The sequence below is a fragment of the Reinekea sp. genome, from assembly GCF_982785585.1.
The window spans coordinates 145,924-148,989 of sequence record NZ_CEYAVF010000005.1 but is presented as its reverse complement, the minus strand read 5'-3'; the positions used below and the strand labels follow the sequence as shown (position 1 = coordinate 148,989).

Below are 3,066 nucleotides of genomic sequence, written 5' to 3'. Positions count from 1 at the left end.
TCGGTTCTGTCGACAATCTATCCGGCTTGGAAGGCGTCCAAGATATCCCCGGCGGAGGTCTTACGTTATGAATCTTAATTCGGTTTTAGGCTGCCAGGCAGTGACCCGCAGCTTTCAGATGGGTCCTGATCGGGTCGATGTGCTCAAGGAGATCAGTTTCGAGATCCACAGAGGCGAAATGGCCAGTATTGTCGGAACCAGCGGTTCGGGTAAAACCACGCTCTTGAATCTATTGGCCGGCCTGGACGATCCAACCTCGGGCACGGTAACCATGGCCGGCCAGGTGATCGGCCAGCAGAATGATCGTCAGCGCGCCGCCGCGCGCAATACCCATATGGGCTTTGTGTTCCAGTTTCACCATCTGTTACCGGAGTTTTCAGCGCTCGATAATGTCCTGATGCCTTGGCGTATTAAGGGTCGTGCTGGGTCGGAGGCGATTGCCTATGCGCATCATCTGTTGACCGAGGTGGGCTTGCAAGACCGGATGAGCCATCGACCCGCCGAATTGTCTGGCGGCGAGCGGCAGCGGGTCGCGATCGCGCGGGCCTTAGTGAAGCAACCCGATGTCGTTTTAATGGATGAACCGACCGGTAATCTCGATGAAGACACGTCGGAACAGGTCCATAGGCTGATTGAATCCTTAAATCACCACCTGGCGTCCAGCTTTGTGATCGTAACGCACAATCAGGAATGGGCGAAAAACGTCCCGATCCAGTTCCGCTTAACCAAGGGTCAATTAATGCTGATTTCCTAACGCGCTTCGGCAAGGACATGGATGTTCATCACCGCGCTACTCTTAAGCCTCATTTCGACTTGGTATTACTTGGGGTTCTGGCCCGCGCTTGCTTTGCTGGCGGTCGGCAGTTTAGTACCGATACGTCGGCGTAGAGGGCTTTTTTTTGCGTCTGTGGCCTTCGGCATCTTGGTGCTCGGCCAACTGGAGCGCACCAGTGCGCATGTTTTACCCCGTTCTTGGGTGCATCAACGGGTGCCTCTGACCGTCTGTCTCGAACAGCCCCCTAAGCCTTACCTTGATTACAGCAGCGCCATGGCTCGAGTTGTCGAACAGCCCGAGGCACTTTCCCTACGTCGGGTACGCCTGACCTTGCCGATCGCACTGGAGCCATCGACCTTGCTTGCCGGTCACTGCCTGCGCGGAGACTTCCAAGTGCGCCAGCCGTTCGGGTATATCATTCCGGGCGCCTTTAACGCCGACAGTTTCAATTTTGCGACCCGAATTGATGCCAAGGCCAGCCTGAAGACGCTGCACCAGCAAGACTATCGGCCCACCCTAGCGCAAAGTCTGTATCACCAACGTCAGGGCTTGTTCGATGACGCCGCCAGTTTGGAATTGTGGCGTGCGCTGGCGCTCGGGTGGTCCGCTGCGCTGTCATCTGAATTGCGCACCGACCTGGCACAGAATCAATTGGTCCATCTATTGGTGGTCAGTGGCATGCACATCGGCTTCGTTAGCCTGATGGTCTTGGCTCTGGTGAACGGCGTGGCCTGGCTATGCGCCGGGCGTCTAATGATCCCGCAGACCCATCGCTATCTGGTGGTATTGACCATAGTCGCGGCCTATGTCGCCTTGCTCGGCTGGCCGGTACCGGCTACCCGGGCGCTGTTAATGGCCCTGCTGCCGGTTGTGCTGGTTCAGGTCGGTTGGCAGGTGCCTTGGTACAGTGGACTCACTGTTGCGGCCATCGGCCTCACGCTCATGAGGCCCGAGGCGTGGCTCGGACTGGGGGCCTGGTTGAGCTTCAGCTCGGTGTTGATCATTCTGTTGCTCTGGCGTTGGCGACTCATCGCCACGCGCCATTGGTTACTGAAGCTGGTGCTGTTTCAGGTGTTTATGTCCCTGTCCATTCTGCCTTGGGCGCTGGTCTTCGGCTTTTACCTCAATCCGCTGGCGGCTCTGGTTAACCTCCTAGTCACTCCGTGTCTGGCTTTGCTGCTGTTGCCCTTAGCCCTCGCCATTTTGCTACTTGGCCGCAGTGAACTGGTGCCGCCCTTTGAATGGGGCGTCGAGATGCTCATTCGGGTGATGGCTTGGGCCGGTGACTTCGGCACATTGTTACCCTGGTGGCCGCTGCTAACGGTGGTGCTCGCAACCAGTTTACTGATGCTCTTCGCGTGGCTGCCGGATCGGCGCTTTAAGTTGGTGCTCGGATTGCTGTTCGGCCTGGGCTTTATGACCTTTCACTTGGCATCGGAGCCTAGGGCGACCCGGCGGGTGACGGTATTCGATGTCGGTCACGGTCAAGCGGTGTTAATTGAACACAATGACGATCGTTGGCTCTATGATACGGGCGGGCAGAGCGGTGTAACCAGCCTGTTCGAACGCAATTTAGCCCGCAGGGTCCGATCACTTTCCGGCTTGGTGGTCAGCCATTCAGACATAGACCATGCCGCGGGTGCGGATTTCATCTTAACCCGAGACCCGCAGTTGGTAACTTGGGCGGGGCAACCGCGCACCCTCACAACCGTTCCGGCCGCGCGATCGGCTTGGCGCAATTGCCATCGGGCTGGGCAATTGAACGACTTTCTGCGTTTTATTCCCATCCCATCCGTTCTGATGGATACGGACAATAATCATTCCTGTATTTTGGTCTATGACTCAGGCTTCGGGCGAGTTCTCATCACCGGTGATGCCAGCAAGCGGATTGAGTATTTTCTACTGCAGCAACACCCCGAGCTGTTCCCCTTTGATATGATTGTTTTGGGCCATCATGGCTCCGCCAGCAGCTCGGCACAAGATTGGCTTACGGCCAATCGCTCGGCGCTATTTATCCTTAGCAGCGCAGATCGTGCCAGACCGCGTTGGCCATCGCCTATGCTGCTAAGCTGGTTTAACCAGCCACAGCGGCGGCTCCTGAGTACCGCCAAGGTTGGTACGATCCAAGTCACCTTCGGGGCGCAGGGCATGCGCTACAGAAGTTGGGATTCGGCCTTTCGAAAACGCCTTATTTATTGATTTTTATACGATTTTGAAAGGTGCCTATGATAAAGTAACACCCCTCAGAGGAGGATAGCTGTGTTTGAGATTATTAAGTCAGGCGGTTGGTT

Annotated in this window: 2 protein-coding genes; both read left to right on the top strand. The window is 56.4% G+C overall.

What is annotated here, in order from left to right; translation table 11 throughout:
- Positions 1–67 precede the first annotated feature (67 nt).
- Positions 68–754, top strand: coding sequence for an ABC transporter ATP-binding protein (locus AC4FIC_RS04040; protein ID WP_476194752.1), 687 nt, complete (start codon positions 68–70; stop codon positions 752–754).
- A gap of 21 nt (positions 755–775) precedes the next feature.
- Positions 776–2,974, top strand: coding sequence for a ComEC/Rec2 family competence protein (locus AC4FIC_RS04035; protein ID WP_474334073.1), 2,199 nt, complete (start codon positions 776–778; stop codon positions 2,972–2,974).
- Positions 2,975–3,066: the final 92 nt, after the last annotated feature.